The sequence below is a fragment of the Paraburkholderia caffeinitolerans genome, assembly GCF_902859945.1.
Lineage (GTDB): Bacteria > Pseudomonadota > Gammaproteobacteria > Burkholderiales > Burkholderiaceae > Paraburkholderia > Paraburkholderia caffeinitolerans.
On record NZ_CADIKL010000086.1, the window covers coordinates 1 to 5,666 of the forward strand.

Sequence of the window (5,666 nt, forward strand, 5' to 3'; positions counted from 1 at the left end):
CGTCTGGCGTCTGTGCCAGTACTACTCGATTACGTTCGGCGGATTCACGGCGCTTTCGCTGTGGATTCCTCAATATCTGAAGGCCGAGTACGGGATGTCGATTGTGATGGCGTCCGCGTTCGCAGCAGGCTTCTCGCTGCCGGGGTCGGTGTTGCGCGCCGTGGGCGGCGTGCTCGCCGACAAGTTCGGCGCGCACAGCGTCACGTGGTGGGGCTTGTGGGTCGCGTGGATCTGCCTGTTCATCCTCTCGTACCCGGCCACGGACTTCGTGATTCACACCATCGACGGCACCGAAACGCTGCACATCAGCATGCCGCTCGCGGGCTTCGTCGCGCTCACGTTCGTGCTGGGTGGCGTGCTGGCGTTCGGGATGGCCTCGACCTTCAAGTACGTTGCCGACGACTTCCCCACCAATATGGGCGTGGTGACTGGCGTGGTCGGCCTCGCGGGCGGGCTGGGCGGCTTCCTGTTGCCGATCCTGTTCGGCGTGCTGCTCGATCTGCTCAAGATCCGCTCGAGCTGCTTCATGCTGCTCTACGGCGTGGTGTGGGTCTCGCTCATCCTCATCTACATCTCCGAAATCAAGCGCGCGTCGATCTTGGGCGTCGCACGACAATAAATTGGGTTTTGTCGCGGTAAGGATCGAGGGGCAAGTGAGATCGATATGCGAAGTACTGCTTATATTGTGAGGTTGTAGAATTGATCAGCAGCGGACAGATGGACTCCGCGAGCGAGCCTCATCTGTCCTTTCACGATCATGCGCATCAGTTCGATGCCGGCCAGAAGGATCCTGGCACAATGAAAAGTCTTGAATCCGAGCATAGGCCGCGTTCGTCGCTTGATCGAACAGGACCATCGCCACATCAAACCCAGAGCGAATGTGATGCTCGGTCTCAAACGGTTCCGGAGCGCCGCGACCACGATTTCATGCATCGAGTTGGCGCACCGCATTCGCAAGGGACAGTTCGATCTCGCGAAGCGAGGCCTCAAGAGTGCCGCTGCGCCCAACGTATGGATGCTGTCCTGTCCGCTCGATAAGGTATCGTGCCTATAGGAAACCTCTCAACCGGCTTACCTATTTGCACCAGAACCGCGCGTCGAGCGGAACGAGGATGGGTTGCGTATTTTCCCTTATGCGGCGCGCGTATTCAACGCAAGCGCTTCAATTCTCACTTTTGATTCTGTCAACTGGCCGCCATGTTTGAAGCGATTATACAGTTGCAGATGGTTGCAGGCGCAGAGAATAAACAGCCCTGTCTACTATTTCGGGAACGCAGTGCGCATCGTGCGTCATCAATCATCGGCCAATGGGGATCGCGATGTCTCGCTGCTTGCCAGCATCGCAATGAGCGCGACGCCTGCAGCGCCCACCAGGTACCACGCGGGCGCAAGCTTGCTGCCGGTCGTCGCGATCAGCCACGTGGCGACTAGCGGTGCGGTGCCGCCAAACAGCGCATTTGCGGCATTGAAGCAGAAGGCGAAGCCGCTGTAGCGCACCCGTGTCGGGAATATCTCGGACAGAAAGCATGGCAAGGTGCCATCGTTCAGCGTGAGCAACGCGCCGAAGGCAATCTGGATCATCACGATGGTCGCGAAGCTCGCACCGGCCAGCCCCTTGAAGAGCGGAACCGTAAGCAATACGAACAATATCGATGCACCGATCAGCATCGTCTTGCGGCCGACGCGATCGGACAGCGCACCCATCAGAAAAATCAAACCAATGTACGCAGCGAGCGAGATGGTCGCGGCCACGAACGACGCGGTTTCGCTCATGCCCAGTTCCGTCGACAGGTAGGTCGGCATGTAGCTCAGCACCAGATAGAACGCCACGGCGTTCAGGCAGGTCACGCCAAACGCGATGAGCATCTTGCCGCGATGGCGGGTCAGCAGTTCCGTCACAGGTGCCTTCGCCACGTCGTGCGCTCCTTCGAGCGCCTTGAACTTCGGTGTGTCTTCAAGTTTCAGGCGGATGTAGCGCCCGACCAGCCCGAATGGTGCCGCGAGCAGGAACGGCAAACGCCAGCCGAAATCATGCAGTTGCTGCGTGGAAAGCACCGCGTGCATTACGGCGACGAACACCGAACCGAACAGCAGTCCGGCAGCCGTGCTCGCCGGCACAATGCTCGTGTACACGCCGCGCTTGCCCGGGGGGGCGAATTCCGCGAGAAATGCAGACGCACCCGCATATTCGCCAGAGGCCGAAAAACCCTGCACGACGCGCACCAGCAGCAGCAATGCGGGTGCAATCATACCGACGTGGGCGTAGGTGGGCAGGAACGCGATCAGGAAGGTCGAACACGACATGATCAGAATCGACAGCGACAGCGCCGCCCGGCGCCCGTGCCGGTCGCCGAAATGCCCCCAGACTACGCCGCCCAGCGGCCGCACGACGAACGAAACCGCGAATACGCCGTAGGCCGCGAGCAGGCCTGTCATCGAGTCGCTCTTCGGAAAGAACATCACCGCAATGATGGTCGCCAGATAACCGTACGAGGCATAATCGAACCACTCGACAAAGTTGCCGATGAAACTCGCCAGTGCAGCCCGTTTCAAGAGCCCCGCATCAGCCCGGCTATCATTGTGGCCGACCACGCCTTCACCCTGCTTCCACTCGCTGGCCGCCACCAGGCCGCCCGGCATTGCTTTTCTGGTACTCATCCAAGTCTCCATATGTGCTGCTGGTTAGCCCTGACGTAATCCGGAAACCAGTTCGATTGTTACCGCTCCCGGCACCATCGAACGCTGCGAATTGCGTGGGTTCAAGGCAATGGTAGAAGCTGCAGCCAATGGAATATATCTTTATCGGACAAGCGACTTTCTCCATTCGACATCGAGGGTAAACACCGCCTGGAGGCTTTGCTGCCACCTCGAAGAGGGCGTCGCGCAGACACAGGCACGGGCAATGTGCTGCGAACGCGACATTGCCCGTGCATGCACACAGTTAAGGGCAGGAGTCGGGAAGGGTCCAGCGCTTATCGCTCGGGCGAGCGATAAGAAAAATCAGGCGTGGCGATCGAGGGGACGCTGGCACGCTGCCAGCAGTGCCCCAACGAGCAGGACTGCGGAGGAATAGACGAGCCCGCGCGTGAGGCTTACGTTGTCGGACACCCAGCCGATCGCGATCGGCCCGGCGATCTGGCCGACCGCGAACACGATCGTGAAGGCGCTGATGCCACAAGTCCATTCGTCGGACGGAAGATTGTGTCGGACGAATGCCGTGGTCGAGGCGACCGCTGAGAGAAATGTAGAGCCGAAGATCACGCCCGAAATGGCAGCCGCGACGGGATGGGCGAACAGAGCCGGCATGAGCGTCGCGAGGCCCAGCAGCGCATTGAACGTCGCCAGCGCGAGCCCCCCGCAAGCGTGGTCGAGAAAACGCGACCAGATTCGCGCCGATGCGATCGTTGCGACGCCCAACGCGATATAGAACGCGGAAACGACGCCCTGGCTCATGTCCTCGCTGCGCAGCAGCGCAACAATGAACGTCATGTAGCCAATATACCCGACGCCAAAGAGGCCGTATCCGCCAAGCGCAAGACCGTAGCGCTGCCACGTGGTCCACTGCCTGACCGCGCCTCCTGGTGCGCTCGCGATAGCCGCGCCCGGAGCATCGATGCTGCGGGCGGCGCCGCGCGAGAACAACGTGCAAACCGCACACGCGGCGGCCAGCGCGAACCATGCAGACTGCCATCCGTGCGGCACGGAACACATCGTGACCGGCACGAGAATGGACGACACCACAATGCCGTACCCAGTCCCGCCGTAATAGAGACCCAGGATCAGTCCACCGCGTCGCGGTGCGGCCGTCGCGAGCCGGGCCGCCAGAACGCCGCCACTGATAAAGACGAACACCGGCCACGAGCCGCTGCGCGAGCAGCATGGAGGTGTCGGACACGAGGCCGCACAACGCCATCAGCACGATCACCGCATAGGCACCCGCAACGAACAGCGCGCTGGGTGAGCGATGGCGGGCGAACCAGGGGAACATGGCCGCGCCAATCAGATAGCCCGCCGCATTGGCCGTGTTCATCGCACCGGCCTGGGCGAAGCTCCATCCCAAGTCGGCCTTCATCGCCGGTAGCAACAGCGCGTAGGAAAAGCGCACGAAACCAAGGGCCATCGCACTGCCCAGCGACAGGCGCACAGCCAGCCACAGCGGCGCAAGAGACTCACCATCCTCGCTATGCGCCGGTTCCGGCTTGCTATGGTCGCCAGCCGTGCCGAGGGTATTCGCCTCCATCGCGCTCGCATTCTCCGTATGCCTGTTGCGCGATCGTGCGCCTTGCAGACCTGGCGCCGGAATACCCGCTGATCGCTCGCACCGTCCGCGATAGTGCCAGAAATTGCCGCGTATCGAGTCGCTAGCGCAAAACGACCGTACGCCCCTCGTGGATAAAGACGCGCCGCTCTACGAAGCCCTGCACGGCCCGGGCGAGCGCGGCGCGCTCCATGTCGCGGCCCGCCGCGAGCAGCCGCTCGGGTGTGTAAGTATGATCCACCCGCTCCACCACCTGCTCGATGATCGGGCCTTCATCGAGGTCCCCGGTTATGAAGTGCGCGGTGGCCCCGATCAGCTTCACCCCGCGCGTGTACGCCTGATGATACGGCCGCGCGCCCTTGAAGCCAGGCAGGAACGAATGGTGGATGTTGATCGCCCGGCCGGCGAGACGTGCACACAGCCCGGAGCTCAAGACCTGCATGTAGCGGGCGAGCACGACCAGTTCGGTGCCCGTGCGCTCGATCAGCGAGACGAGCGCCTGCTCCTGAACGGATTTTGTTTCGGGCGTCAAGGGAAGATGGTGAAACTCGATCCCGTGAGACCGGACCATGGGCTCGAGATCGCGATGATTAGACACCACGCCCGCAATGTCGATCGGCAATTCATTGATGCGCCAGCGATGCAGCAGATCCACCAGGCAATGATCCAGCTTCGAGACGAGAATCAGCACCTTCGGCTTCACGCGCGCGTCGAAAATGGCCCACTCGAAAGCGTGCCGGCGCGCAAGCGGCGCAAAGCCTTCCGATAGCGTCTCGCGGTCCAGCAGCCTCGGCACAGGAGCATGAAACTCGCATCGCACGAAAAAGCGGGCGGTCTGCGGATCGTCGAAAACGGAAAATTCGTCGATATAGCAGCCAAACCCGTCGAGAAAGCCGACGACGGCAGCCACCTGGCCCTGCGCACTGGCGCAGGTCACGTTCAAGATAAAGCGGCACGTGCTGTCGGCCACGTCAGCAGAAGACCCGTTCATGAATGCTCCCCGTCATTGGCACATCGGATATGTGCCGTGTTTTTCCCGTATCCGTCACGCTCGCAGGCCGCCCACCGCAGATAATCGGCGCGCGTCCAGTCGAGCGACACGCCAATACGCCGCGTGCCGGGCCGAATCTTCGGCTTGTGCACTTCGATCGTGAGCGTATCGAGCGCGGGCCACTCGCGAAGCGAGAGCGCCGCAATATCGGCCACCAGCGTTTCGAGTAGCCGCGTATGCGACTTCTTCGCGAGAAATTCGGCGATGCGCGCGCAATAGCTCTCGTAGTCGATCCAGTCGCTCTCCTCTTTCGGCATCGAGCGATAGCCGAGCTGCGCATCGATCACGAGCGGCTGAGGCTGGCCATGCTCGTGCGGATGAATGCCGATGCGCGCCGGCACGCTCAGGCCCTCGACG

Annotated in this window: 4 protein-coding genes and 3 pseudogenes; 2 read left to right on the top strand and 5 right to left on the bottom strand. The window is 61.7% G+C overall.

The features are described 5' to 3' along the window. On the top strand, positions 1 to 619 hold a 619-nt coding region (locus HV773_RS36205; protein WP_175198517.1), incomplete at its 5' end, for an MFS transporter. Between the two features lie 59 nt (positions 620 to 678). Here the strand turns inward: HV773_RS36205 and HV773_RS36210 are convergent. Beyond that, positions 679 to 846: pseudogene (locus HV773_RS36210) on the bottom strand (IS6 family transposase); the annotation flags it as partial. Between HV773_RS36210 and HV773_RS36215 the strand changes: the two are divergent. Then, positions 830 to 1,038 (top strand): annotated as a pseudogene (locus HV773_RS36215) (DDE-type integrase/transposase/recombinase); the annotation flags it as partial. The pseudogenes HV773_RS36210 and HV773_RS36215 sit on opposite strands and share 17 nt — an antisense overlap. A 255-nt stretch (positions 1,039 to 1,293) precedes the next feature. On the opposite strand, the gene HV773_RS36220 reads toward HV773_RS36215, so the two are convergent. From HV773_RS36220 to HV773_RS36235, 4 genes and pseudogenes are all read right to left on the bottom strand, one after another. Then, on the bottom strand, positions 1,294 to 2,658 hold the full coding sequence (locus HV773_RS36220) for an MFS transporter (protein ID WP_246282656.1): 1,365 nt from the start codon (positions 2,656 to 2,658) through the stop codon (positions 1,294 to 1,296). A 342-nt stretch (positions 2,659 to 3,000) separates the two neighbouring features. Next, a pseudogene (locus HV773_RS36225) lies at positions 3,001 to 4,240 on the bottom strand (YbfB/YjiJ family MFS transporter). Between the two features lie 121 nt (positions 4,241 to 4,361). Next, positions 4,362 to 5,249, bottom strand: a complete 888-nt coding sequence (purU, locus tag HV773_RS36230; protein ID WP_175198518.1) for a formyltetrahydrofolate deformylase — start codon at positions 5,247 to 5,249, stop codon at positions 4,362 to 4,364. Next, on the bottom strand, positions 5,246 to 5,666 hold a 421-nt coding region (locus tag HV773_RS36235), incomplete at its 5' end, for a dihydroneopterin aldolase (protein WP_175198519.1). The genes purU and HV773_RS36235, both read right to left, overlap by 4 nt.